This is a genomic window from Winogradskyella ursingii, assembly GCF_013403975.1.
GTDB classification, from domain to species: Bacteria; Bacteroidota; Bacteroidia; order Flavobacteriales; family Flavobacteriaceae; genus Winogradskyella; species Winogradskyella ursingii.
On the sequence record NZ_JABFDH010000006.1, the window covers coordinates 120,477 to 146,892 of the forward strand.

The window sequence follows — 26,416 nt, forward strand, 5'->3', positions numbered from 1 at the left end:
GATTCATTAGCTGAAATGGCCAGATGATTCAATATATTAAGTTTTTATTGCATTAACTTTACGAAGCATAAAAATCATTAAAATGAGAACCCTAATTGCCCTTATTATATCAGTTATTTGCATTCAGCCTTTTTTTGGTCAGAAACAATCGAACAGTGAAGTTCAAAAATTGATTCAAGAATATAAAAACGATATCCGAGGACCTTATTACCGGATCAAATGGTTTTGCGAGGATGGTAGTATAAGGGATCCAAAAGACCCTTGTCCAGATAAAGTTGAAGGAATTCAGCACGCTACATTTAAAGAAAGTGCTTTAAAACTTAGAAAAACAAACGACTTATATTTTGGGGAAATTCTTGCTGCAAATGAAATCCAACCGTTTTTGGATAGGGAAGAGAACTTTAATCGCCTAAAACAATACCAAATTAATAAATACCTTCAAAGTATCGATAATGGTTGGGTATTGCGAAAAGGTCAATTTTACCGAGGAGCCATTCAATCTGAAGATGAAGAAGCATGGGGAAGAAATTTTTTCGAAACGATTCTAAGGGACGAAAAATTGTTGAAAGAGAATTATTATCTCATTAGGCAAGCTTTAAAAGATATTCCGCATAATGGTGATACCAATATTGCACAGTTAGTGCGAAGCCAGTCTAAATTGATTTCTGAAAAATACGAGCCGTTTATGGATCTAAGAATTAAAATTCACGGTCAGCCAGAAGTCACCGACATTAGTAAAGTAGAGCGTTTTTATTCTGAAAATAATTCAAAATTAAGCAGTGATCTTAAAAAGGATTTCGATGAGTTAATTTCTACCATGAAGACTAATTACGCACCATTGGATTTTTCGGAATTGGAACAGCAAATCAACAGCCTACCTAATTCAAGCTCAGTAACTAAGCGCATGGAAGAGTTTATTAAAACCAATAAAAATGCTTCAACCGAGATCGCTATCATAAACATTACAGAAACTCTGAATACGATCCGAGAAGGGATTTTGTCGTATGCGTCCGCAAAAGACCGATTAACAATTTTAGACATTTCTAATGATCTCGAACACTTTCTTTTAACCAAAACTCAAGAATGGCAACCAGAAAATCTTCAGGAAAATCTGCATAAAATCATGACTATGATTTGTGCTGCAGATGGCACAGGACTTATTGAGGGTTGGGAATATAATGCGATTGAATATCAGCTCAACGAAATTTATTCAAAGCAAGATTTGAAGGTGCAGGATTTATCCGAATTTCTGAACATTTCCCGCAGTGTGGTAGAGTGGTGTTCTGCTACGGTAAAAGCAAATTACACCGAAGTTGTAAATACATATGCGGCTTTCGAACCATTGGCTTACGGATTTATAGACGATAAAGTGAGAAGTAGTGTGGCTTTAAGTTTAGGCGAATCCGTCAGTAATTTAGGTACCTTTTTTGCTAATGCAACAGATCTTAATAATAATGTTGTGGGTGTCGATAATACAAGCAGTTTTAGAGGGTTAAATCCTGGCTACGCCTTTGGTAAATTGGTGGTGGTAGATGGCAATCCTGACGATATAGAGGTGAACCCAAAAAACATATATATTTTTGAAAGACCACCTGCAGACCTCAAGCCTGTTGCAGGTATAATGACCGTTTCCGAAGGTAATTTGGTCTCTCATGTTCAGCTGTTGGCTCGAAATTTAGGTATCCCAAATGCCGCTTTGTCTTATGATAATTTAAAAGAACTAAAAGACTACAATGGAGAAAATGTGTTTTACGCTGTTTCTAACAGAGGCAACATTATTTTAAAGCAAGAAGACGATATGACTTCTGTTGAAAAAGATCTTTTTAGCAAACAAGAGCGTAATAAAAATGTAATAGAGGTTCCAACAGACCAAATAAACCTAAGTAAAACTTCGGTCGTAAATATGCGTAATGTAGACGCTTCTGATTCAGGTAAGTTGTGTGGACCAAAAGCCGCAAATTTAGGGGAACTCAAAAAGATGTTTCCCGAGAACGTTGTTGAAGGATTAGTAATTCCTTTCGGGATATTTAGAACGCACATGGACCAGCAAATGCCTAACGAATCTAAAACTTATTGGCAGTATCTAAATGACACCTTTAAAATGGCCAACACTATGAGAGAGGAAGGTACAAGCGAATCTACGGTTGAAGATTTTCAACTTTCAGCATTAGATAAATTGCATAAATCCATTATCAATATGCCATTGAAGGATGAATTTTTAACCGATTTAAAACAACAATTTGTTTCAGTCTTTGGAAAAAATATAGGTAACGCACCAGTGTTTCTTCGTAGTGATACTAATATGGAAGATTTAAAGGAGTTTACTGGAGCAGGATTAAACTTGACGCTTTTTAACATTAAAGATGAAGATGAAATTCTTCAAGGTATCAAGCGTGTTTGGGCCTCTGCTTATACGGAGCGTAGTTTTAAATGGAGACAGAAGTATTTATCAAATCCAGAAAATGTATTTCCTTCTATTTTGATTATTCCGAGCGTTGATGTAGATTATTCTGGTGTAATGATTACAAAAGGTATTAATTCCGGAAATGATAACGATCTTACCGTTGCTTTCAGCAGAGGAGCAGGAGGTGCAGTAGATGGGCAGTCTGCCGAAACCCGATTAATTACAAATGAAACAGATATGGTATTAGCTCCTGCGAGACAGCCAGATTATATACGTTTGCCAGAAAGTGGCGGCACTAAAAAATACTACACATATTTTGATGAACCGATTTTAAATCAAAAAAACATTGAAGATATTAGAGATATCGCTAGAAAAGTGAGAGCTAAAATGGGGTCGGAAAGCAGTGGTCAGGCTTTTGATGTGGAGTTCGGATTTCAGAATGATAAATTATGGCTTTTTCAAATTAGACCATTTGTAGAAAATAAAGCAGCTAAAAGTTCAGACTATTTGGCTTCCATTGCTCCAAAAATTGATAATGATAAAGAAGTGAATCGCACAGCAAAACTATAAATCATGAAAAAGTCTATAAAAATATTAATCGTATTAGCCGTAGCCGTGTCTTTCGGTTTTACATTCTATCCTATTGACGGTTATACAAAAACGGGAATTAAACGATTGTACCAAATTCAGAAATTTCAGGAAGACAGCGTACCCTATAAAAGAATACCTGCGGGAGCTTACAAAAAAATGGAAGATATAAAACTGAATCTTACTTCCGTAAACGATAGTCTAGATGATGTTTTGGTCGAGGATAAGGAATTCGCCAAAAGAATAAATTCTTTGTTTCCTAGTGGTAACTATTCCGCAGCGGTAATGGATATGACAAATCCAGACGATCTAAAATATGCTGCATACAGAGAAAATGCTGGTTACCAACCCGGAAGTGTAGGTAAAATAGCTGTCTTAAATGCCGTTTTTGATCAATTGGCGAAAATTTGTCCGGACTCTTGGGAGGACCGTGTTATGTATTTAAAAGATATTAAAGTATCATCCAGATATTGGGGAACTGGAGATCATCATACAGTGCCTATTTACGATATTGAGAAAGATAAATTGGTAAAAAGACAAGTTGTTGCGAGTGATGTATTCTCATTGTACGAATGGTTGGATCATATGGTGTCCGTAAGTAATAATGGTGCGGCAAGCGTTATGTATAGAGAAGCTATGCTTATGGCCGCATTTGAGGCAAATTATGTCAATCTCACCGAAGAACAAGCTGAAACATATTTCAAGGAAACACCGAGAGATTCACTTACCAATTTGGCACATTCCGTTGTCAATGACCCTTTGCGTAAATTAGGAATTACTGAGGACGATTGGCGTTTGGGAGGTCTGTTTACCAATGGGCCAGGTAAATATGTTGGTCGCAAAGGCGGTAGTATTGGTACACCAAAAGGCTTGATGAAATTTTTGGTAAAAATGGAACAAGGAGAAGTAATTGACGAAAACTCCAGTCTAGAGATGAAGCGCTTATTATATCTTACCGATAGAAGAATTAGGTACGCAAAATCACCTCGTTTGGATAGTGCGGCAGTTTATTTTAAATCTGGAAGTTTTTATAAATGCGACCGTAATAAAGACCCAAATTGTAAGGCTTATGCAGGTAATGTATTTAACTATATGAATTCGGTTATTATTGTTGAGCACGACGATGGTGTAAAATATATTGTCTGTTTAATGACAAATGTGTTAAACCGTAATTCAGCAGGTGCACACATGTACTTAGCCAGCAAGATTGACGATTTAATTACTATGGATAATACTAAGCCAGAGGTTAAAGAAGTACCGTATAAAGATGAAGAAGATACTGGTAATTAAGTATGTAGTTTATGCGTTTGTTCCTTTAATACAGCTAGTGTTTCAGTAGCAAAAGTTTTTATCTCTTTATTTTTTTGGAGTGTTTGCTGATGGACTAGCGTTGTATAAGACTGGTCTTTAAGTATACGGATAAGGTGAAGTACTTCTAACTTAATACGTTTTCCACGTTTTTTTAATAGTGATTGTAATAATAGATGTTCTGGTAGAATTTCAATTTGAATGATTTTATCCGTATCTACATTTTTATTGTCAACATTATAATATTCAATTAAAGGCAGTATTTGTATCTTGATTTGGCTTTGTAATAAGTTATCCAAGAATTCCATAGCATTCACTTGTGCTTCTTTGACGTCACTTATCAAACCAGAATAGCTTACCTTGATATCCGCTTCATCATAAAGTAGTCCCAAAACTTGAAATACTGTCTTAAGACTCATATCCAATTGTTCTTCGAGTACAGATATGATACTCTTTCTTGCAATTGACAGTTCTATTTCTTTATCTGAAGGCTGGTCATATCCAACCGCATTGTTTAGTGCGCGCAGAGATGCTAATGCTGTTAAGGTTTCTTTACCATATTTGCATTCGCGAATAACTTCTTTCTTAAGCCTCCTTTTGCTAATAGAAATAGATTCGTTTTTAGACTTTAATTTATTTAAGGCTCTTGCCGATTCATATCTAATGATGATGTCTTTACTCTTTAAAAAGCGTAAAAGAATCTTAACTGATTTTTGAGTTTTAAAAGAACCTATCAATGAAGGGATATGGCGCTTGGAATCGTTGGTCAATTCCTCATTTTGCTCTAATTTTATAATCGTATTTGTAATATTGCTACCGTAATTTTTCAGGGCTTTTTTTGCAGCTTTGCGATAAATCTTAACCGATAAAAATCCTAAAAGTGTTCTGCTGTAATCCTCGCTAGAAGTAATACCTGCAGCTTTAATAGCGTGTTTTACTATATATGGATTTCTGTTTTGAAGGTTGACCGAAATATAGGAATAGTGTTTTTCAGTTTTAGAATATGCAATAGTCAGTAATAATTTGGCAATATCCTCTTGTCTACTCACATCATCGTTGAGAAGTAGCTCATTCAATCTATCATTGATGCGTTTTTCGAGATGAAAACCTCTAGCTAAACTATAATTATCCATAACTTCCTGTGATAAACACAATAAGGCAGCGCTTGAAATCATCGGATCTTCATGGTCAAGATATTCAGTAAAAAAATCATTATGCGATATATTTGATCTTTCTAAAATATAGGTTAATGCTGTATGTACGAGCTCATCATCATCAGAAAAAATAAAGGTTTTTATCGTTTCTAGAGCCGCTCCTTTATCATAAATATAAAGTTGTTTTATAGTTTCTGTTTTGACCTTATCTGAAGGAAAATTAAGTAGATTTAAGATTTCGGGTTTTAGAGCTTTAATTTTATATGCACTCAATCTATCAAGAACAGCAAGTATTTCATCTTCGTTATTCGATTTTAAAATCTGTCGCGTGTAATTAATAGTTTTTTCTTTTTGAAGACTGCGATTGCCAAGTGATTCGGAAGATAAATTCCGCTGAATATTCAATCGAAAAGAGTTAAAATAAGCTTCACGAAGTTTATAAATAAGTATAATCCAAGCAAAAGTGAGCAACAGTACAATGATACTAATGTACCAAGTCGGCAAATCAAAACGCTGAATCAGTAAAATAAGCATTAAACCTGCTAAACCAGTGGCTATGCTATCTACCGCAACATCAATAAATGATTTTGCCTGGTTTTTGATATTAAAAGGTACTGGCATTATCGATAATTCCACAGCCGCTTTATTTATGGATTGCTTAAAACCTCCATCGATACCTTTAATAATAACTAGTACCCATAATTCAGGAAAAGTTAAAAACAATAAACTACCAAATGCAATACCCAAGGGCAAAATGAGTAGTGTTGAAGACACACCAAGTTTGCTCAGCACCCTATTAGTTAAAAACAACTGAATGCAAAGAGCAACAGCATTAAATGTTGAAAACCAAAAACCGAAAAAAGAAGCCAGTTCATCTGGATCTGGAATTGCCTTATTGGCAAAATCACTAAATTGAAAATCTACTAATTTTGCTACTATGACACCCAAACCTGTAATTAAAGCTAAATACGTTAAATGCTTTGATCTTGAAATAATTTTAATGGCAGGCTCATGGGAAGAACTATCTTCTTGATATTTACGTTGTGCCCTTATATGCACATTCAACTTTTTAATTCTAAGCGTCCATATTTTATGGAGTATTGGAATACATGCCAGTAGTAAAACAGCGGCAACAATTATAGCGGTAACATTACCAAAACTTGAAACAATGATACTGGTTAGGTAACCTCCAAATACACCGCCAGCAATAGCTCCAGCACCAATAAATCCGAATAACCTTTTGGCTTCTCTTGAGTTAAAAACCAAATTTGCCAAAATCCAAAATTGTGACGTTGTTATTACAGCAAACAATGCTACACTGATGTAATAGACATAAAGCAACCAATGAGTTAAATTGAGTGTTTCTATTATTATACCCAATACCACAAAACTTAAGGCAAAAACAATAAGCGAAATAGTGGTAACACGTTTAAACGAAAATTTCTTAACCCATTTGTTGTAGAAGTAGGTAGTTACGACCGCTACTAAGGCAACCAGAAGATAGCCATACGGCAGTTGTTCGGCACCCAGTTCGGAAAGAAAAAGTGCATTAATAATCGGTTTGATAATCAACAAAACTGTGATCACCAAGAAGATATATATTTGCATTAAAAAAGAGATGTATATTTCGCCATCTCTTATTCCAAAAGTTTTATTTAAAAATTGTCTAACCACTAAATTGGATTCAGGCTTTACCTTGCTTCTCCAAAGTTCGGGCTTTTTTCATTATTTTTTCAAGAGGAACGACTAAATCTCTAATTATTTTCTCGCCATAATCATTGTCAATCAGCGCAACGATGATATAGCGTCGTTTTGGCCCCCAAACTAGAGCCGAATCTGAGTGGTAATTTCTCCAAGAACCAGATTTTCTATAAATATCGGCTTTAGGAGCAATTCTATCTAAGGTATTCACAAATTTGTGATGTAAAGCTGGGTTTTTCATAATTTCCAGCATTTCTTTAGAACGCTCATCGTTAATTAAATTACCCATGACCAATTGATAATAAAAACTACAAACTTGGTTGGTTGTTGCTGCATGACTCAGATTTTTTAAAGGTTCTCTGTTAGTGTCTCCACCGCCTCCATAACGTTTACCTACCCAAAGTCCGCCACCAGTTTCTTCATCATATAGCGCGTTTTGTGGGGAACGTAATACCTCTTCAATTTTAGCATAGCCTACACGATCTATCATACGAGTTGTAGCCGCGTTATTGGATCTACTAATCATGATTTTCATATCATTTTGAATCTCCTCAGAATCTTTCAATTCACCTTTATCAAGTGCATCCATGGCCGCAAGTAATACTGCAATTTTTGGTAAACTAGCTGCATACATCATATTGTTATCATTGATGCCTGCATACTTAACATTATTTAAATCGGTTAAATCTACAATACCAATAGCCATAGCATCCTTATTGATTAAAGAACGCCACAATTTATTTTTATTAACTTCCATCATGAGTGTGTTCTGCAGAAGATTATCTCTTAAATCCGAGATTTTAAAAATAGTATCGACTGAGGTAACAGGAAGTGTGATATTTGATTGTTGATGGAAGACATTTTGTGAGTTGTCTGCCAATAATTTTGTCTCTTGTGGTTGATGTTTTTTTGGTGATTTTGTTGTTTGTCCTTCACAATTAAAAAAAGCCAAAAAAGATAATGCTAAAAAAAGGTGTTTCATTGACATTAAGTTATTAGTTTAAAAATTCAATCATATACGTGCAATATGTGTACCATGGATGCTATAAATGTAAATATTATAAATGAATTAACATTTATTTTTAACTTTTTGATTTTTAGTAGGTAATGAGACCCTTTTCTTAGGTGTGGTGGTGTTGATATTGAATTCTTGTCTCAAAATTCAAGCTGAAAATACTTTATGATCTTAAAAAGTAAGCGAGAATTATCATTTGCGTTTAGTCAAAATTTGCTTGGAATTGTCTATTATTTGGATTTTTCCTCAAGATATTCGCGTATATCTGTTCTCAATTTTCCAATTTTTTGTTTTCCATAGAATGAGGCTTGGTACCTATCTTGTTTTCCGACTGCTATTTTCCAAAGATAACTTTTAATCAAATTTCGCTCTTTTTCCTTAAGTTCTAAGGGAAGTTTAATTCCTTTAATATTATTAAGACTATCGTATTCAAAATGAGGTGCTATAGCGTCATTAATTTTATGAAAGTAATTTTGCGTAAATTTATATTCACTATGTTCTTCATTAAACTTTCTTGCTAATTCATAATCTACTTCATATAAATCTATGATTTTACTCCTCAAAGAATCATTTGTAACAGTTTCTAGACCTCTTGATTTTAAAGATTCATATCCAGATTTGTTTTGAACTACTATACTTTCTCTAGAGAACAGAAAATAATACGTAACTAAAGAGTCATTTTTAACGATTTTTCCATCTATTATGTCATTAAAATACTTGAGTCCTCTGAAGGCTATTTTAAAGTATTGCTCGTCATTAGCAAGGTCTAAACTATCACGCTCTAATCCCTTATAAATTTCTTCTAGAATCTTGTTCTCCGCAATACCATCTTTTCTTTCATCGTTCCATCTATCCATTATAAAGGCAAGGCATACAGCAAGAAATATTGAGAGAAATTCGAACAGATATTTTCGCCAATTTTTAACTCTGAATCGTTTTTTAATTTTCAAGTTTAGTATTTTTGAATTATGAAATTTAATGCACTTACCCAAGAACAAATCCAGGCTTTAATTTGTGCTGAGAGACTTAAAATTAATTGTTAAATAAAATAATTAAAAGTGCTTTGTAAACGGTCATTCATCACAGAGGTATATTCCCATGCTTTCGTTCTGGTCGGTTAACTTGTTTATTTTTAAGCATGCTAAATGCTTTTATTAATTTACGTCTGGTATTTTGTGGCAGAATTACTTCATCAACAAAACCACGTTCCGCCGCACTGTATGGGTTAGCAAATAATTCTGCATATTCGTTTTCTTTTTCTTTCCATTTGGCTTCTTTGTCCTCTGCGCTTGAAATTTCTCTTTTAAAGATAATTTCTGCAGCACCTTTAGCGCCCATAACTGCAATTTCGGCATTAGGCCAAGCGAAGTTCATATCTGCTCCAATGTGTTTGGAATTCATGACATCGTAAGCACCACCATAGGCTTTTCTGGTAATAACGGTTACTCGTGGTACGGTTGCTTCACTAAAAGCATACAGTAATTTGGCTCCATTTACTATAATACCATTCCACTCTTGATCCGTTCCTGGTAAAAAACCTGGTACGTCTTCCAGCACCAATAATGGTATATTAAAGCAGTCGCAAAAACGAACAAATCGAGCACCTTTTTTAGAACTGGCAACATCTAAAACTCCTGCTAAAAACATGGGTTGATTGGCGACTATACCAATAGACTTTCCTCCAAGTCTTGCAAAACCTACAATGATATTTTCTGCATAATCTTTATGGATTTCGTAAAATGAATCCTCGTCAATTATGCCTTTAATGACATCGTGCATGTCATAAGGCTTATTCGGATTTTCTGGAACAATGTTCATTAAGGTTTCCCTTATTTCATTGTTAATTTCAATGTCTAAATCTTCAGGCTTTTCTTTGTTATTTTGTGGCAGGTAGCTCAACAGTTTTTTGATGTCCTCCAAACATTCTACATCATTTGAAGAAGTTTTGTGGGCCACACCAGATTTTGAAGCGTGCACACTTGCACCACCTAATTCTTCGCTAGTGACTTCCTCGTTGGTTACGGTTTTTACAACATTTGGTCCAGTAACAAACATATAGCTTGTATCTTCAACCATCAAAGTAAAATCAGTCATTGCTGGTGAATATACTGCACCACCTGCGCAAGGTCCCATGATAGCAGAAATTTGTGGAATCACACCAGAGGCTTGTACATTTCTGTAAAAAATATCTGCATAACCGCCTAATGACCGTACACCTTCTTGTATTCGTGCTCCACCAGAATCGTTTAAGCCAATGATTGGTGCTCCAACGTTGACAGCCATATCCATAATTTTGCAGATTTTTTCAGCATGGGTTTCTGATAATGAGCCACCAAAAACGGTAAAATCCTGAGCGAAAATGTAGATTAAATTCCCGTTCACCGTGCCATATCCAGTAACTACACCGTCACCATAAAACATTTGTTTATCCATGCCGAAACTTTTGGTGCGATGTGTAACCAAAGCACCAATTTCCTCAAAAGAACCTTCGTCCAAAAGATACATTACGCGTTCTCTAGCGGTGAGTTTTTTCTTTTGATGCTGTTTGTCTATTCGTGCTTGTCCGCCTCCCAGTTTTGATAAGGCTAATTTTTCTTTTAGCGATTTTATTTTTTTGTCCATAATTTTCTTTTGTCATTCTGAACTTGATCCAGAATCTAACTTTGATTATTTATCTCGTATTGCTTTCCGACAGTCTTTCGATGTAAATTTCTTTTCTCTCTCTCAGTTATGCTCAATTACTTGTTGAAAGCGCAAACTGAGTTTGGTTGCTGAGATTAATTAGAAAATCGAAGTAATTTCTGTTCTTCCAAATAACGTTTCAATGCAATTTTAGCGGCAATCTCAGCTTCAATTTTATGTTGTTCTTCCAGCAAATCTGCAGAATAATATTTTTTAACAAAATGAGTGTCAAAATTACCACTTCTAAAGGCCTCATGCTCACATACAAAACGGCCGAATGGTAAGGTGGTTTGCACGCCTTCTACATGATAATTGTCAATAGCTTTTAGCATTAATTGAATTGCTTCATCCCTTGTTTCTCCATAAGTAATCAACTTCGCTAACATTGGATCATATTGAATGGGAATGTCCATTCCTTCTTCAAAACCATTATCCACTCGGATATTTTTTCCTTCGGGTAATCTGTAAACATCTAAATGACCAACACTAGGTAGAAAATCATTCATTGGGTCTTCAGCATATACACGAAGTTCTAACGCGTGTCCATTAATTTTTAAATCTTTTTGTTTGATTTGAAGTGCTTCGCCTCGCGCAACTTTTATTTGAAGTTCCACCAAATCTACACCAGCGATTAATTCAGATACTGGGTGTTCTACTTGTAATCTTGTATTCATTTCTAAGAAGTAGAAATTGTGGTCATCGTCCAACAAAAACTCAACAGTACCAGCACCAACATAATCACAAGAGCGTGCCACATTAATAGCGGCTTGACCCATTTCATCACGAAGTTGTGCTGTCAGAACTGCCGATGGTGCTTCCTCAACTACTTTTTGGTGACGACGCTGTATGGAGCATTCCCGTTCAAAAAAGTGTAAATAATTACCGTGTGTATCTGCCATTACCTGAATTTCGATATGTCGAGGGGAGGTCACATATTTCTCAATAAAAACGGAACCGTCACCAAACGCAGATTTGGCTTCGCTTATGGCTCTATTCATTTGTGATTCAAACTCAGCTTCGTTTTCTACGATCCGCATTCCTTTACCGCCACCACCAGCGGAAGCTTTTATCAAAATAGGAAACCCAATTCCTGATGCAATTTCTTTGGCCTTAGATATATCCGTAATGGCTTCATCTGTACCTGGAACCATGGGAATATTATAGGCTTTTACCGTTTCCTTTGCCGCTAGTTTGCTTCCCATAACCTTTATTGCCTTGGATTTAGGTCCGATAAATGTGATGTTGTTGGCTTCACAAAGTTCTGCAAAATCGGCATTCTCACTCAAGAATCCATAACCTGGGTGGATGGCATCTACATTAAGCTTTTTGGCAACATCGATAATTTTATCTCCTCTTAAATAAGACTCATTGGATGGTGCAGGACCAATACACACTGCTTCATCTGCAAATCGTACATGTGGCGCATTTCTATCTATTTCAGAAAAAACTGCTACGGTTTTAATACCCATTTTTTCTGCGGTGCGCATCACTCGTATGGCAATTTCCCCTCGGTTGGCTACTAGTATTTTTTTCATTTTATGCTTAACTTTTTTTCAATATCTGTTTCTATGAAACGAAATATCTTTTTGAATTTTTTTTTTTTCAATTTAGGGTTTTTAAATGGCGCTTCTGCCGCGCTCAGGATAATGGTTGGGCTTTATTCAAATTCAATTAAAAGCATGTTCTTATCCACCGTTTCACCTTGTTTCACTTTTATGGATTTAATTATACCTGCTCTTGGTGATTTTAAAATATTTTCCATTTTCATGGCTTCAAGTATAAGTAATGCATCGTCTTCTTCCACTTTATCTCCAATTTTTACGCTGATTTCTAATATTAAACCTGGCATGGGTGCTTTGACCTCGTTAACTTGCTTGGAAGCTCCAATTTCAAAACCTAGAGCTTCAATCTGTTGGTCTAGTTCATCAAAAATAGCTACTGAATAAACAGTATTGTTCACTTTAACATTATAGGATTTCTTGTGAAAATCGGAATGTAAAACTTCGGCCTCGGTGGATTGATGGTTTTGAATGATGTGATAATTGTTTTGGGCAGTTTTGATGACATCCTCATCATTGATATCTTCGTGCTTAAGCTCGAAGCTATAATTGTCATTCACTTTTATTTTGAACATATATAAGGTTTTCTTTAAATATTGAAGATGCTTCTAAATTAAAAAAATTAAAGCACACCATAAATAGTCTTTACGGAATTTTAAATTCTGAATTATTCTGATGCCGTTTTATTGCTTTTTTGGACAATATAATGGCAATGATTAACGAAATAAATGCACCTATGGAAATGCCTGGAATAAAGTTTATAAACAGGAAGAAATCATAAGCGCCGTGAAAGAGTACAGCTAGAAACAGTCCGACCATATTCCATTTTAAACGATTGTTAGAAAATTTAGCCTTTCCCATAAAATAGCCCATTAAAATCCCAAAGGTAGCATGTGCAGGCACAGCTGTAAATGCTCTTAAAACAGCTGTGGTGTAGCCGCCTTCCAATACATATAGGATATTTTCGGTGCACGCAAAACCCATGGAGACCATGACAGCATACATGATGCCGTCGTAAGGTTCATTAAATGCTTTTCTTGGCTGGGCAAAATATTTAACTATAATATATTTTGAAAATTCTTCAGATAAAGCCACCACAACAAATGCTTGTATAAATTGTTGCCAAATACTAAATTCGTCTGTCACTGGCAAAAAGTGTCCAGTAAATAAATAAATTGTAGTTACTATTATTATACTCACAATGGCACCAAAAAGAAAACTTAAAATTAAAAGTCCAACTGGTTCTTTCTCATATTTATCTTGAAAATAGATGTAAAGAATGATGGTTAATATTGGTGCTACTGCAAATAAGAGTAAATTCATTTATTGAGTTTTTTCTTTATGGCGTTTAAAATAAATTGATAGTAGGATTTGTTGGTACTAACAAAATGACTGTTGGTTGTGCTATTTTTTAAAAGTGACTCAAACTCAGCAAAGCTAACTAATTTTAAATCTTCGACTTCTTCAGGTTGCGGAATGAGGTCTCTCAATGCTACTTTTAATTCTGAAATATAGACATTATGAAATTCGTAATCCTTGATTTTACCGTTGTTATATTCTGATTTATGAAGTTCTACACCAATTTTTTCGAGATGGTCGCTTTTTAGTTTAATTCCTATTTCCTCTTCCGCTTCTCTGAGAGCAGCTTGCTCAATGGTTTCTTTAGCATCAATATGTCCAGCGACGGAAACGTCCCAAAGCAATGGAAAAATTGCTTTTTTTCTTGAACGTTGTTGCAGAAGAATTTCGCCCTTTTTGGTATATAGCCATAAGTGGATGGTATTGTGGTACCATCCATTTTTATGTGCTTCGGACTTAAGAGCTGTCCTTCCTGTTGGGTTACCTTTATTATCTACAATATCAATGTATTCGTCCATAATATGACTTATAAACTCTTTGAAATTGCCTCAACTAGTCGTTCAAAATGCAATTTAGTATTAAAGACATGACAGGAAATACGAATATATCTTCCACGAAAAGACACATGGATATTCGCATCTTTCAAATTCTGTTTAAGTTTCTCTAAATTTAAATTTTCAGGAATTTTAATACCAAACATATGTTTGGCTCTGTCCTTTGGTGCATCAGAATGAAAACCTAATTTTGAAAGTTTCACCAATGCATCGGCTGAAATGTCGTGACAATAATCCTGTAATTCTTGAGGATTGATTCTTGAAATCTCTTTCAGTGCAGCAATTTGCATTTGTACATAAATAAAACTGCCGCTTTGTCCCATGGCATAACGACCCGCTAAGGGTTGGTATTCTGATTGATAATCGGTCAATTTAGAAAAATCCTGACTTTCTAGACGGTTGGCCCAATTTTCTTCAATTGGTTGTCCGTTATCAAAATACGCGCCATAATAAGCATAAGCACAGCCATAAGGTCCAAACAGCCATTTGTAACCAGCGCAGATTAACGCATCCGGTTCAATATCCTTAATGGAGAAGGGGAGTGCACCAATAGACTGACTGCCATCAATAATCAATAATGAATTATGTTGTTTTGTTTTTTCTCGGATTTTTTTCAAATCAAAAAGAATTCCGTTTGCCCAATGGATATGTCCCATTGCAACCAGAGCTGTTCTATCGCTAATGGCGTCAAGAATATGACGATTCCAATCTGATTTGTTTTCAGGCTCTTTAACGGTAATAATTTTTGCATTGTATTGATTTGCCAATCGTTTCCAGATGTATACATTGCTTGGAAACTGCTCGTCGATGATTAAAATTTCGTCATCTTGTTTCAACTCAATGTTATTCGCTACAGTTGCCAGCCCATAAGATACTGACGGAATCGTAACCACGCGATTGTAATTGTCACAATCAATAATTTCAGCAAATAAAGTTTTCAGCTCTTTTACAGGCTCAAACAAATTTGACGCTGAAATAAAATCTGGACGGCTTTTAGCCTTTACAGCTTTAACGCCCGCTGTTTCAACAGATGTAAAAGCAGGTGAGAAACTTGCTGTGTTAAGGTACACAACATCTTCAGGAAAGTTGAATTGATTTTTTAGGTTGGTTAAAGGCATGGTGTTAATTCATTAAACTCAAAAAAATTTTATAATCCTATTCTAAAAAATTAACACACCTAAAGTCCACTCTAGTGAACTTTAGGGATGTTTTCGAATTTAAAACTTCATTCAAAATAACTAAAAGTTTCTCCGTCCTTAATTTTTAAAAGTGTTTCGTAAATCAATTTAATCACATTTTCCACATCATCTCTATGCACCATTTCTACTGTAGTGTGCATATAGCGCAACGGTAAAGAAATTAAAGCTGAAGCTACGCCACCATTACTGTAAGCAAAAGCATCTGTATCAGTTCCGGTTGCTCTGGATAACGCTGCTCTTTGAAAAGGAATCATTTTAGCTTCGGCCGTATCTGTAATTAAATCGCGTAACTTTTGCTGAACCGCAGGAGCGTATGCGATCACTGGGCCTTTTCCTATTTCGGCCAAACCTTGTTTTTTCGGCTCGATCATCGGTGTGGTTGTATCATGTGTAACGTCAGTTACGATTGCTACATTTGGCTTTATGGTTTCTGTAATCATTTGTGCACCACGCAGTCCAATTTCCTCTTGAACGGAGTTGGTTACATACAAACCAAAAGGCAATTTCTTTTTGTTTTCGTGAAGTAGTCTTGCTACTTCGGCAATCATAAACCCACCCATTCTGTTATCGAGGGCTCGGCAGACGAATTTATCTTTGTTGAGGACATGAAATTCATCAGGATAAGTTATAACACAACCTACATGAACACCCATTTTCTCAACCTCCTCTTTATCCTTGGCACCAATATCAATACAGATGTTATCAGGTTTTGGAGCATCCTCCTTGGACTTGTTTCTGGTATGTATAGCAGGCCAGCCAAAAACACCTTTAACAATTCCGTTTTTAGTGTGGATATTTACAATCTTACTTGGTGCAATTTGGTGGTCACTTCCTCCATTTCTTACCACATAAATTAAGCCTTTATCTGTGATATAATTCACATACCAGGAAATTTCATCTGCATGGCCTTCGATAACTACTTTAAATTTCGCTTTAGGATTGATAACGGCTACTGCAGAACCGTAAGTGTCTGTAATAAATTCATCTGCATAAGGTTTAAGGTAATCCATCCAAATTTTTTGTCCTTCCCATTCGTAGCCGGTAGGTGACGCATTATTTAGATATTTTTCAAGAAAATTCAGTGATTTTTTATTCAGTATGCTTTTGGTAGCCATATAAATTTATTTTGCGTTTTTGTAAAAATAATAGGATTATATCAGACAATAAGTGCTTTGAAAATCTTTTTGTAACAATTTCATCTATTTTTACACCAATAGAGCTATAATCTTAAACCAGAACGATGCAATTAGTTATTTCCAATCTTACAAAAACATACAAAAATGGTGTAAAAGCCATAGATAACCTTAATCTTGAAATCGGCACAGGAATGTTTGGTCTTTTAGGTCCTAATGGTGCTGGAAAATCCTCTCTAATGCGAACCATTGCAACATTGCAGAGTCCTGATTCTGGATCGATTATGTTTGGTGATATTAATGTTTTGGAGAATAAAATGGCACTGCGAAAAGTTCTAGGTTATTTGCCACAGTCTTTTGGTGTATATCCAAAAATGTCGGCTGAGGCTTTATTGGATTATTTCGCAGCCTTAAAGGGTATAGGTTCAAAATCAGATAGACAGGCACTGGTTAAAGAAGTTTTGGACATTACTAATTTATATGACGTTCGTAAAAAGCATGTTGCAGGGTATTCTGGCGGAATGAAACAACGTTTTGGTATTGCACAGTTATTATTGAATAACCCCAAACTTATTATAGTAGATGAGCCAACTGCAGGATTGGATCCAGCCGAACGTCATCGTTTTTTGAATGTATTGCGTGAAGTTGGTACCAACTGTACGGTTATTTTTTCGACACATATTGTAGAAGACGTAAAGGAACTATGTAACGATATGGCGATTTTAAACGGAGGAAGAATACTGAAACAAGCCACACCATCAAAAGCAAGAGCAGAATTGCAAGGACGTATTTGGACTAAAATTATTAATAGGGAAAATTTAGAAGCCCATGAAGCTCAGTATAATGTGCTGTCATCTAATTACAATGAAGACAATTCCTTAAACATCAGAGTGTTTGCCGATATGCAACCCAGTGAGGATTTTAAGCATTCCGAACCTCAGCTCGATGACGTGTACTTTATTGCACTAAAACAAGACGAACCGATTAGTGCAGTTTAATTTTTCATTCTAAAAAAGTACATCTATGTTTTCTACTATATTCTTCCACGAATTAAAATATTGGATTAAGCGCCCTGCAACCTACATTTACATGGCAATTTTCTTTGTATTGGCACTTTTTATAGCTGCCACTAGCGCAGGTATTTTTGATAGCATTACTGCGACAACAGGTTCGTCACGAATTGTGAATTCACCTATTGGCATCACCAACCTCTTTAATGGTTTAGCTATTTTAATTTTCTTTTTGTTCCCATCCATTATCGGAGCTTCTGTTCATAGAGATTTTAAGAGCGAAATGCATACCATTTTATATTCTTATCCTTTTACAAAGGCCAATTATTTGTTTGCTAAATTTTTTAGTGCGATTGTAATTGTGACGCTCATTGTAATGACAATTGGGGTTGGTATGGCCATTGGTTTCAGGCTTCCGGGTACCAACTATGATATTGTCACCACTTTTAATTTTAAATCTTACTTTAACGCCTATTGGGTGTATATTTTACCGAATATTTTATTGTTTGGAGCTATTGTTTTTGCAGTTGTCACTTTCACTCGAAATATAGCCGCAGGTTTTATTACAGTCATATTGCTATTGTTTGTTCAGGGAGTAACTGAAAGTTTACTATCCGATCCGGATAGTCGTTATTTGGCGGCATTGTTAGACCCTTTTGGTGCATCTGCATCCGATTATTACACGCGTTACTGGACCGTTTATGAACAGAATGAAATGGATATTCCTATTAAGGAAGTCATTCTCTATAACCGTTTAATATGGTTAGGAGTGGCAAGCTTAGTGTTTGGTTTGGTTTATCGATTCTTTACATTCAGCCAAAATCCACTTTCGATTTCTTTTTTCAAAAAACGAATGGGTGAGCGCAGTACCAAAAAGAATTTCGGTGGTATCACTAAAATCAAATTGCCAAAGGTATCGTATGATTTTTCCTTTGTACAAAATTTAAAAACGACTTGGAGGATATCTAATATTGAATTTAAATATATCGTGAAAAGCTGGCCGTTTATAAGTATTGTGCTTGTTGGGCTCATCATTGTTCTTATCGCGCTATCCGATTTTGGAAATCCTACGGGAACGTCATCGTATCCGCGAACTTGGCTTATGTTACGTGGAGGAGGCGCTTTTGTTATTGCAATTAACATCTGTACTTTTTTATATGCTGGGATGTTGGTAAACCGTAGCAAAACAAACAATATAAATGGATTGGAAGATGTGACACCTATACCTAACTGGTCGTTGTTTTTATCCAAGTTTATAGCTATTGTGAAAATGCAAATTTTGTTACTTTCGGTCGTGATGGTTGCTGGTATCTTGTTTCAATTATATAAGGGTTATTATGAAATTGAATTAGGACTTTATATTAAAGAGCTATTTGGTCTTAGACTTATTAATTACGTGATTTGGGCATTTTTGGCCTTAATGGTTCAAACATTAATAAGAAATCCTTACCTCGGACTATTTGTACTATTGGTTATTGCAATCGGTATTCCATTTTTGAGTCTTGCCGGAGTCGAGCAACCCTTATTTAAGTATAATGAAGGTACAGGATTTAGTTATAATGATATGAACGGTTACGGAGATTCACTAGCAAGGTACCTCGCTTACAAATTTTATTGGGTCATTGGCGGCTTAGTTTTAATGTGTATTGCTGCCCTGTTTTGGGTGCGTGGTTTGCCTCATTCTTTCAAAGAACGATTGAACATTGCAAAAAGGCGCTTATCAACACCTATGGTAGCTACAATTATAGTTTTGTTGATCGGTTTCTTTGCTATGGGCTTTTCTATTTATCATGCTACAAACATTGAAGAAACGCGTTATTCTTCTAAGGAACTAGAGGAACTTCGGGTTGAATGGGAGAAGAAGTACAAACAGTTTGAGAACTATGCGCAACCAAGAATAGTTGCTGTAAATACCAATTTGGACTTATTTATTGAAGACCGAAATTTTGAAGCCTCAGGCATATACACTATGGTTAATAAAACGGAAGAAGCCATTGACAGTATCTTCGTTAACCATAACGACTATGAAAGTACGTTTGAATTTAATAAAGAAAATATATTGGTTTCTGAAGATACACTCTACAACTTTGATATTTATAAGTTGAAACAACCAATGATGCCTGGTGATTCCATGGTTTTAAAATTCACCGTAAAAAACAAACCCAATACGTTATTCGCCTCTAACTCGCCAGTTCTAAAGAATGGGACATTTATAAATAATATGGAGCTGTTTCCTAGTTTGGGATACAATGGTGGCGAACTTACAGATGACAAAACGCGCGAAAAGTATGGATTACCACCAAACAAACTTAAGCCGCATCCATCAGATTCGACCGCTCTTGGAAATACTTATATTTCAAAAGATAGCGACTGGATAGATTTTGAAGCAACCGTTAGCACCAGCAAAGACCAAATTGCCATTGCACCAGGTTACCTTCAAAAAGAATGGATAGAAGATGGCAGACGCTATTTTCATTATAAAATGGATAGTAAAATTCTAAATTTCTATGCATTTAATTCTGCCGAATACGAAGTGAAAAAAGACAAGTGGAAAGATGTTGACCTTGAGATATACTACCACAAAGGTCATGAATACAATTTGGAAAGTATGATGGAAGGTATGAAGGCATCTTTGGAGTACAATAGTGAAAATTTCAGCCCATATCAGCATAGACAATTGAGAATTGTAGAATTTCCAAGTGGTGGCTTTGCACAATCATTTCCTAATACCATTCCGTTTGGTGGTGATACAGGATTTATAGCAGAGGTTGATGATAGCGAAGATGGTGGTTTAAACTATATGTATGCAATCACCGTCCATGAAGTAGCGCACCAATGGTGGGCGCACCAAGTGATAGGAGCAGATGCTTTGGGAGCGACCATGCTTTCAGAAAGTCTTTCGGAATATGTAGCGCTCAAAGTTCTTGAGAAAGAGTTGGGTAAAAGCCAAATGCGAAAATTCTTGAAGCGATCGTTGGATGATTATTTATTCCAGAGAACCTTTGAGGTTAAACGTGAGAAACCTTTAATGTACAATGATGGTCAAGGCTATATTCGCTATCAAAAAGGCTCATTGGTATTGTATGCTCTTAGTGATTATATTGGCGAAGATGTTTTGAATAATGCATTAAAAACTTATGTAGAAAAGGTAAAATTTCAAGAGGCACCTTACACGACTTCCATTGACATGGTCAACCATATCAAAGCCGTAACTCCGGACAGTTTACAATACGTGATCAAAGATATGTTTGAGACTATTACGTTATATGATAACAGGATTACTGAAGTTACAACAACGGAATTAGATAATGGAAAATATCGGGTCGATATTGAATTTCAGGTGAGTAAATATAGAAATGACGAAAAAGGAAAGCAACTATATTCTGATGAAGGAAACGAGGCCATCACTTATGAGCCAGAAGGCAAAAAGAAACCTATCTTATCACTGCCTCTTCAAGATTATATAGAAATAGGTGTGTATGCAGAGCAAGAGGTCGATGGTGAAATGAAAGAAAAGCAATTGTATTTAAAAAAACATAAAATTACTTCCATCAATAATAAAGTATCAGTTACCGTAGATGAAAAACCAATAGAAGTAGGTGTGGACCCTTACAATAAATTGATTGATAGAAATTCTGGTGATAATCGTCAGAAATTGTAAAAAACTTCAACTTGAATAAATAAGGCCTTTTGGATTTAACTCTACGAGGCTTTTTTTTGGAACCGACACGACATTTAAATCATGCTTGATTTTCAAAAAATTTTAAATTCAAACTTATTCAATACATAATATTAATACAGTTTTAAGGTTAATGGTAGTATAAATTATTAATTTTGAATAGTGCAAAATTCCGTTTTGGAACGGTTTTGGAAGTACCATTAACAATGAGATATTTTACCTATATATTCCTATTTTTTTCAATGAGTATTTCGGCTCAAGTAGAGCCTGTTAAACAGGATACGACTGAGGTTAAATATATCTATATTGAAGGTGATTCTATCCCAAAACTTGCAATAGATCTAGATGAGGTTTTAGTGCTTCCAAAGCTTAATTTTAAAAATAAAGATGAACGGATTCGCTATATCATTTTAAGACGAAAAACCTTAAAAGTATATCCATATGCCAAATTGGCCGCAGATCGCTTAACGGATTTGCAACAACGTTTAGACAGTCTTGAGAAAAATAGAGACAAGCGCAGATATGCGAGAATCATTCAAAAATATATTGAAGATGAATTTTCTGCCGAATTAAAGAAACTCACCAAAACTGAAGGTCAGATTTTAGTAAAGCTCATCCACAGACAAACAGGTACTACCACTTTTGACATAATAAAAGAATTGCGTAGTGGTTGGAGGGCATTCTGGTTTAATAGTACAGCTAATTTATTCGATATTTCGTTGAAGAAAGAATTTGATCCATTAGAAAGCGAAGAAGATTATTTAATAGAAGATGTATTGCAGCGTGCTTTTCAAAATAGGCAGTTAAAGCGACAAGAATCTGCCTTTGAAATAGACTTTTATGTAGCTGCAGATAAATGGGCAAAGTCAAAAGCTAAAAGTTAAATGCGTATACAGACCAAACTCGAGGAACAACTCAATGCATGGTCGCATGGCTTAGGTGTCGTGCTCGGTATTGTAGGACTCATTCTTTTAATTTTATATACAGATGCTTTAAAACCCTGGAGTTTGTTTAGCGTTGTGGTTTATGGGTTGTCCATAATCATATTATTTTTAGCTTCCACACTCTACCATTCCGTATCTGGAGAAAAGCGAAAGCATTATTTTAGAATAGTTGACCATATTAGCATTTATCTCCTAATTGCTGGTACTTATACACCAGTACTGCTTATTACTTTGAGCGATAGTCTAGGTTGGACACTTTTCTGGATTGTTTGGAGAATTGCTGCATTTGGTGTCGTCCTAAAACTATTTTTTACTGGTAGGTTCGAAATTTTCTCTACGCTATTGTATTTAGTTATGGGTTGGCTCATCGTTTTTGACTATTCAAATTTATCTGATGCCATTGGTCCAAATGGTGTATTTTGGTTATTTGCAGGTGGATTGTTTTATACGGTAGGTATTGTGTTTTATGCAATTCAAAAAATGCATTATAACCATGTGATTTGGCATTTATTTGTTTTGGGTGGTGCAATTTGCCATTTTCTAATGGTTTTTTGGTATGTCATCCAGTGATTTAAGGGGAAGGCCTTTATCATCCTTTTTTAATCATTTTATTCAAAATAACAATCTGTCCTAAATGGTAATGGGTGTGCTCAATTAATCCTAACATATTCTTCCCATAATCACCATACTTCGCGTCCGTAAAATCATCATCTAATTTCTCATTCGGAAAATTTGATAATAAATCTATAAATTCTTCCGCTTCTTGCCATAACTGTTCTTTAAAATCATTCCATTCTTTTTCCGATGTTAATTCTGGATGATCAAAACTGTATTTATCTCTAATTTCCAATGCTCCACCTTTAAATACATTTGTCACTCCTTTGATAAAATAATGTATATGAAAGGTGAGTGCGAGAATGGAATTGAAACCTTCTAATTGTTGTTTGGCGGTATCAAAGTCTATACCTGATAAGGTATCTTTAAAGTTAACGTCCGTCCAGTTACCACCAAAATAAACTTGTTGTAAATGTGTGGCGAGTTGTTTTGAAGTTGGCATAGTAATATGTTTTTAATACATAGCTTGGGTTTGCAGACTGTTTTGGAATTTTCTGTATAGTATCCCATTGTACGCAAATCTCCCGCTTCTTATCAAATTTAAAAAATCTATAATGACTTATAAATTATTAATTGGTCAAATTCCTTTTTAAATACAACTATCAAATTACCTTCTAAGTGCAAGCTTCAAACTCATGGTTTTCAACTAACTTTTTCATTGCACCTATTGCATTGCTCAAATAAACCATTGGTAGTGTGAAGTGACATTTTATTAAAATTAGTAGAATTGAAATTTTAATTCCAAATTACTTTTCTTTCTCTTAAATTGTATTTATCACCTTTTTTTAGAAAATAGAATAATTGATCTTTACTGGGTAATTTTTTTTGTGAATCACCTGAATAAAGGTCAGATTGTTCAATTGACCAGAATGACTCGTCGTAGATAAGCACATAGCTTTTTCCGATTACTTCGAGTATATCTCCTTTAACTATAATTGCGGTGCTCTCATCAATTCCGACACCTAATAGCTCGGGTTTTTCTTTAAGAATTGTAAACATATCAAACTGTCTGTTTCTGGTTAAGACGTGTTGATCAATTGTAATATTGGAGATAAACCCAAAACCAACTTCGTGGTCTCCCATCATAATTTGATTGTTTTTGGTATCTCCTCTTGCCAGATAAGAACCTTGAATAGTTGCACCAGCAGAGGATCCAGCAATAACGCCACCTCTATCCAACAACTTAAATAGTTCCTCTTGTACTCTTGTATTTAGATAACTATCTGCAATTCGCCAGTGTCTACCTCCCGTAAAATATACACCTGTGGCTTCTTTGAGCGGCTTTATAAATGCATCTGTATTTACCAATATAGAATCGCTAGTATGTAAAATGGTAATCTCGGGAATACCGTATTCTACAAAATTGTTTTTTAGTAATGTGGTATCTATTTTGTTGTCTCTAACAAATGCGGTTGGGATCACTACTATTTTTGCAGCATCTCCACCAGCCAGATCACGAAATTCTTTCATAATTTCGGTATCACCTATTTGTCCTCCACCAATAGCTATAAGGGTCCCATTTTTATGACCTGTTGTGATTTTTTTCTCTTGTGTTAGCCCTCTATATTGGATGAGGAATAGGGTAATAAATAGAAGTAAAACATGTTTAGTCATTGGAAAATTTTTAAAACTACTTTTCAATAGTATGGTTTAAGAACTGATAGAATTAATTTGTTAAAGTTAATGCTGAATAAATATTATTCGGCAAAATCCTTAATGATATTACTCTAAACTCTATAACCCTTGAAGAAAAAAGCGTTTTATGTTCTAAACCGTAATTTCAAAACCCTTTTAAATTTCTTCTAACTGCGTGTTATTGTTATTGTCGCTGTCCGTCCTGCAGCTGCATTTTCGTATCTAGAGCGAACGATTGGAACATTTGGACTATTATTGCAGTTAATGTAAGCCTGTGCTTGAATTGGAAAATAATCACCGGACCCTAGTATTTTAAGAGTATTTGCAATTTCGGTAGAACTATTATCCCAATTGACATTTTTGCCAGGGAAAGTAAAACCATCAACTACTACAGATGAAAATACGGCTTGATATGATACCGTTCCTTCATATTTAGGCACTTCTGCTCCCAATATAAAAGTAACGCCTGGCCCGCCACCTACACAAGTGTTAGATGTTTCTTCTTCAATTACCGAAAGTGGAATTTCCATAACAATCACTGAAGATTCGGTAGTAAATAAAAATTCAGCTCTTGATGTACCACCACGTCCATCTCTTGCCTCTACATATCCTGCATAGTTTGTTTCTGGGTCAAGACCACTGAATGTGTAGGTAAAACCTGGTAGGTTAGTGATAATTTCTTCGTTTTCTAAAAATATAGCATAAGTTACTGTGTCGCCATCAATGTCATTAGCACTGGTCCAATCTACAGTAGCACCATCGAATGTGATATTAATAACGTTGGCAGAAAAGTTACCTGGATCACTATTTTCAAGGGAATTGTCGTCAGAAGATGAACAATTTGTTAAAATAATACTACTTAGAAAGAACAGTACTATTAATGTTTTGCTTAAAAGTTTCATAATGTTTTATAATTTATTGGTTTACAAAACATCGTAAAACAGCTAAAATGTCATCAAACTTAGATTCTTTTCAAAAAATTTAAATCAGTAATTAAGCACACAATAACCGAAATGAAAATCCGCTAGAATTTTCTACATATTGATAGGCCAAGCAATGTATCATTCACACTGTTAAGTAACTTTAAAATTTCAGTTCGGCATATTCGACCTTGTCCGAAATTTCTTTTTTATTTCCTATGTATTCCTTTCCACGTAGTTTGCTCACTGTGTGAGCTTTTAGTTCATCTTCGGGATAACTTCTTATCAATTCTTGGATTTTCTTTTTGTCCAAATCGTCTTCTACAGGATTTAACCATTGATCTTCTAATTGATCCAACAATATTAAAGGCATTCTCGGACCCTTTATTTTTGGGTTATTATGGATTTTATCCATCAGTGAATTTCCTTCTGTAGTGACTATAGAAAATGTGTTCATTTTCCCTTTGGTTTCAGGGTTTTCCCATTCACTCCATAATCCAGCGAGTGCGATAGGTTTTTCGTCTTTTCTTTGGATGAAAAATGGATAAGTCTTTTTATTAAAGTGATGGTGTTCATAAAATCCGTCGATATAAATAATGCATCTATTGCTTTTGGCAGATTGTCTAAAAGATGGCTTTTCGAAAATTGTTTCACCACGAGCGTTTAGAGTATTGTTCCAAAATTTTTTCATCTGCTCTTCATCTTTTACCCATTGTGGTACAAGTCCCCAAGTTGCTACAATCGGAAATTCTGGTGAGTCATCTGTATAAATAAGTAACTCAGGATGACTAAATCCAGAAACATGATGCAATGGCAAATCTGTAAATGGAATTAGTTGCTCCATGATTTCCTCGACAGCGATTAAATCTCCTTTTCTTTTAGCTCTATTGAGTTGAGCTTCATAACTTGCTTTTATATCGTAGCACATATTTTTTCTAATATTGTCTAGCCGTTCCT

Annotated in this window: 20 protein-coding genes; 6 read left to right on the forward strand and 14 right to left on the reverse strand. The window is 35.1% G+C overall.

Annotated features, from left to right (window positions below; translation table 11 throughout):
- The first annotated feature begins 82 nt into the window (after nt 1-82).
- Nucleotides 83-2,974 carry a PEP/pyruvate-binding domain-containing protein gene (locus HM983_RS14905; RefSeq protein WP_179346537.1) on the forward strand — a complete coding sequence of 964 codons (2,892 nt, stop codon included), beginning with the start codon at nt 83-85 and terminating at the stop codon, nt 2,972-2,974.
- 3 nt (nt 2,975-2,977) lie between these two features.
- The gene (locus HM983_RS14910) at nt 2,978-4,282 is read left to right on the forward strand and encodes a serine hydrolase (RefSeq protein ID WP_179346538.1); all 1,305 of its coding nucleotides are present in this window, start codon (nt 2,978-2,980) and stop codon (nt 4,280-4,282) included.
- Here HM983_RS14910 and HM983_RS14915 read toward each other — a convergent pair.
- The 10 genes from HM983_RS14915 to HM983_RS14960 all read right to left on the reverse strand — a co-directional run bounded on the left by HM983_RS14915 (nt 4,279) and on the right by HM983_RS14960 (nt 16,638).
- Nucleotides 4,279-7,062: an NTP/NDP exchange transporter gene (locus tag HM983_RS14915; protein WP_218841873.1), complete on the reverse strand. Its 2,784-nt coding sequence runs from the start codon at nt 7,060-7,062 to the stop codon at nt 4,279-4,281. The two genes, HM983_RS14910 and HM983_RS14915, sit on opposite strands and share 4 nt — an antisense overlap.
- Before the next feature lie 76 nt (nt 7,063-7,138).
- Complete coding sequence (locus tag HM983_RS14920; RefSeq protein WP_179346540.1) at nt 7,139-8,137, reverse strand: serine hydrolase; 999 nt, start codon at nt 8,135-8,137, stop codon at nt 7,139-7,141.
- 263 nt (nt 8,138-8,400) lie between these two features.
- The gene (locus HM983_RS14925) at nt 8,401-9,027 is read right to left on the reverse strand and encodes a hypothetical protein (RefSeq protein WP_179346541.1); all 627 of its coding nucleotides are present in this window, start codon (nt 9,025-9,027) and stop codon (nt 8,401-8,403) included.
- A 223-nt stretch (nt 9,028-9,250) separates the two neighbouring features.
- The gene (locus HM983_RS14930) at nt 9,251-10,792 is read right to left on the reverse strand and encodes an acyl-CoA carboxylase subunit beta (RefSeq protein WP_179346542.1); all 1,542 of its coding nucleotides are present in this window, start codon (nt 10,790-10,792) and stop codon (nt 9,251-9,253) included.
- 155 nt (nt 10,793-10,947) lie between these two features.
- The gene (accC, locus tag HM983_RS14935) at nt 10,948-12,387 is read right to left on the reverse strand and encodes an acetyl-CoA carboxylase biotin carboxylase subunit (RefSeq protein ID WP_179346543.1); all 1,440 of its coding nucleotides are present in this window, start codon (nt 12,385-12,387) and stop codon (nt 10,948-10,950) included.
- A 122-nt stretch (nt 12,388-12,509) separates the two neighbouring features.
- Entirely contained in the window at nt 12,510-12,986 is a 477-nt protein-coding gene (locus tag HM983_RS14940; protein ID WP_179346544.1) for an acetyl-CoA carboxylase biotin carboxyl carrier protein subunit, read from the reverse strand.
- A 70-nt stretch (nt 12,987-13,056) separates the two neighbouring features.
- A complete protein-coding gene (locus HM983_RS14945) occupies nt 13,057-13,734 on the reverse strand; it encodes a PrsW family intramembrane metalloprotease (protein WP_179346545.1) in 678 nt (225 codons plus the stop codon).
- Nucleotides 13,731-14,288, reverse strand: coding sequence for an NUDIX hydrolase (locus HM983_RS14950; protein WP_179346546.1), 558 nt, complete (start codon nt 14,286-14,288; stop codon nt 13,731-13,733). Before HM983_RS14950 ends, HM983_RS14945 begins: the two co-directional genes overlap by 4 nt.
- An 8-nt stretch (nt 14,289-14,296) precedes the next feature.
- A complete protein-coding gene (locus HM983_RS14955; RefSeq protein WP_179346547.1) occupies nt 14,297-15,442 on the reverse strand; it encodes an aminotransferase class V-fold PLP-dependent enzyme in 1,146 nt (381 codons plus the stop codon).
- A gap of 107 nt (nt 15,443-15,549) precedes the next feature.
- Nucleotides 15,550-16,638, reverse strand: coding sequence for a M42 family metallopeptidase (locus HM983_RS14960; RefSeq protein ID WP_179346548.1), 1,089 nt, complete (start codon nt 16,636-16,638; stop codon nt 15,550-15,552).
- Nucleotides 16,639-16,763: 125 nt separating this feature from the next.
- On the opposite strand from HM983_RS14960, the gene HM983_RS14965 reads away from it, so the two are divergent.
- The 4 genes from HM983_RS14965 (at nt 16,764) to trhA (ending at nt 22,859) form a co-directional block, all read left to right on the forward strand.
- Entirely contained in the window at nt 16,764-17,654 is an 891-nt protein-coding gene (locus HM983_RS14965; protein WP_179346549.1) for an ABC transporter ATP-binding protein, read from the forward strand.
- A gap of 25 nt (nt 17,655-17,679) precedes the next feature.
- Nucleotides 17,680-21,327 carry an ABC transporter permease/M1 family aminopeptidase gene (locus HM983_RS14970; protein WP_179346550.1) on the forward strand — a complete coding sequence of 1,216 codons (3,648 nt, stop codon included), beginning with the start codon at nt 17,680-17,682 and terminating at the stop codon, nt 21,325-21,327.
- Between the two features lie 224 nt (nt 21,328-21,551).
- A complete protein-coding gene (locus tag HM983_RS14975) occupies nt 21,552-22,229 on the forward strand; it encodes a DUF4294 domain-containing protein (protein ID WP_179346672.1) in 678 nt (225 codons plus the stop codon).
- Nucleotides 22,230-22,859, forward strand: coding sequence for a PAQR family membrane homeostasis protein TrhA (trhA, locus tag HM983_RS14980; RefSeq protein ID WP_179346551.1), 630 nt, complete (start codon nt 22,230-22,232; stop codon nt 22,857-22,859).
- 19 nt (nt 22,860-22,878) lie between these two features.
- Here trhA and HM983_RS14985 read toward each other — a convergent pair whose 3' ends face one another.
- From HM983_RS14985 to HM983_RS15000, 4 genes are all read right to left on the reverse strand, one after another.
- Nucleotides 22,879-23,346 (reverse strand): DinB family protein, encoded by a 468-nt coding sequence (locus HM983_RS14985; RefSeq protein WP_179346552.1) that lies wholly within the window; start codon nt 23,344-23,346, stop codon nt 22,879-22,881.
- A 293-nt stretch (nt 23,347-23,639) separates the two neighbouring features.
- A complete protein-coding gene (locus tag HM983_RS14990) occupies nt 23,640-24,518 on the reverse strand; it encodes a cyanophycinase (RefSeq protein ID WP_179346553.1) in 879 nt (292 codons plus the stop codon).
- 188 nt (nt 24,519-24,706) lie between these two features.
- Nucleotides 24,707-25,441 (reverse strand): fibronectin type III domain-containing protein, encoded by a 735-nt coding sequence (locus HM983_RS14995; RefSeq protein ID WP_179346554.1) that lies wholly within the window; start codon nt 25,439-25,441, stop codon nt 24,707-24,709.
- Nucleotides 25,442-25,622: 181 nt separating this feature from the next.
- Nucleotides 25,623-26,387: an SOS response-associated peptidase gene (locus tag HM983_RS15000; RefSeq protein WP_179346555.1), complete on the reverse strand. Its 765-nt coding sequence runs from the start codon at nt 26,385-26,387 to the stop codon at nt 25,623-25,625.
- Nucleotides 26,388-26,416: the final 29 nt, after the last annotated feature.

Coding starts and splice junctions, on each gene's coding strand:
- HM983_RS14955 (WP_179346547.1), bottom strand. CDS start 15,442: ATGCCTTTAACCAACCTAAAAAATCAATTCAACTTTCCTGAAGATGTT.
- HM983_RS14960 (WP_179346548.1), bottom strand. CDS start 16,638: ATGGCTACCAAAAGCATACTGAATAAAAAATCACTGAATTTTCTTGAA.
- HM983_RS14965 (WP_179346549.1), top strand. CDS start 16,764: ATGCAATTAGTTATTTCCAATCTTACAAAAACATACAAAAATGGTGTA.
- HM983_RS15000 (WP_179346555.1), bottom strand. CDS start 26,387: ATGTGCTACGATATAAAAGCAAGTTATGAAGCTCAACTCAATAGAGCT.
- HM983_RS14995 (WP_179346554.1), bottom strand. CDS start 25,441: ATGAAACTTTTAAGCAAAACATTAATAGTACTGTTCTTTCTAAGTAGT.
- HM983_RS14920 (WP_179346540.1), bottom strand. CDS start 8,137: ATGAAACACCTTTTTTTAGCATTATCTTTTTTGGCTTTTTTTAATTGT.
- HM983_RS14930 (WP_179346542.1), bottom strand. CDS start 10,792: ATGGACAAAAAAATAAAATCGCTAAAAGAAAAATTAGCCTTATCAAAA.
- trhA (WP_179346551.1), top strand. CDS start 22,230: ATGCGTATACAGACCAAACTCGAGGAACAACTCAATGCATGGTCGCAT.
- HM983_RS14950 (WP_179346546.1), bottom strand. CDS start 14,288: ATGGACGAATACATTGATATTGTAGATAATAAAGGTAACCCAACAGGA.
- accC (WP_179346543.1), bottom strand. CDS start 12,387: ATGAAAAAAATACTAGTAGCCAACCGAGGGGAAATTGCCATACGAGTG.
- HM983_RS14945 (WP_179346545.1), bottom strand. CDS start 13,734: ATGAATTTACTCTTATTTGCAGTAGCACCAATATTAACCATCATTCTT.
- HM983_RS14985 (WP_179346552.1), bottom strand. CDS start 23,346: ATGCCAACTTCAAAACAACTCGCCACACATTTACAACAAGTTTATTTT.
- HM983_RS14910 (WP_179346538.1), top strand. CDS start 2,978: ATGAAAAAGTCTATAAAAATATTAATCGTATTAGCCGTAGCCGTGTCT.
- HM983_RS14970 (WP_179346550.1), top strand. CDS start 17,680: ATGTTTTCTACTATATTCTTCCACGAATTAAAATATTGGATTAAGCGC.
- HM983_RS14905 (WP_179346537.1), top strand. CDS start 83: ATGAGAACCCTAATTGCCCTTATTATATCAGTTATTTGCATTCAGCCT.
- HM983_RS14915 (WP_218841873.1), bottom strand. CDS start 7,062: ATGCAAATATATATCTTCTTGGTGATCACAGTTTTGTTGATTATCAAA.
- HM983_RS14990 (WP_179346553.1), bottom strand. CDS start 24,518: ATGACTAAACATGTTTTACTTCTATTTATTACCCTATTCCTCATCCAA.
- HM983_RS14975 (WP_179346672.1), top strand. CDS start 21,552: ATGAGATATTTTACCTATATATTCCTATTTTTTTCAATGAGTATTTCG.
- HM983_RS14940 (WP_179346544.1), bottom strand. CDS start 12,986: ATGTTCAAAATAAAAGTGAATGACAATTATAGCTTCGAGCTTAAGCAC.
- HM983_RS14925 (WP_179346541.1), bottom strand. CDS start 9,027: ATGGATAGATGGAACGATGAAAGAAAAGATGGTATTGCGGAGAACAAG.